This is a genomic window from Fructilactobacillus sp. X3R5C2 (assembly GCF_059901175.1).
This window is the reverse complement of the sequence record NZ_JBWXVC010000023.1, coordinates 1-291: the sequence shown is the minus strand read 5'-3', so window position 1 is coordinate 291 and position 291 is coordinate 1. Positions and strand designations below refer to the sequence as shown.

Annotated in this window: 1 protein-coding gene; it reads right to left on the bottom strand. The window is 49.8% G+C overall.

The window, feature by feature from the left end; genetic code table 11:
- The coding region (locus AC6UD4_RS07285; RefSeq protein WP_500709645.1) for a TgpA N-terminal domain-containing protein at nt 1-291 on the bottom strand (291 nt) is incomplete at both ends.

Here is a 291-nt window from a genome sequence, read left to right as displayed (position 1 = left end):
GAATAATGTCGCGGTCGCCCCGCGTTCTGACTTCTTTTATACCGGGTCGCGATTTGCTCCAGGATAGTCCGTCAAAAACATCGAAGGCCTGGCCTCTCCAGCGTAGATCCGCGGTCGGCGTTTTGCCTTCAAGTCTTATTCTCATGACTACTTCATCATTCTGTTGAATTCGTCCGATCCCGCCGAGCTGGACAGAATCAGAAAATCCGGAACGTGTCGAAACACCACCTGTTTCTTTACCTGATGAGGCGCTCCCGACTCTGGGAATCAGAAAAAATATTGGAATTGCAA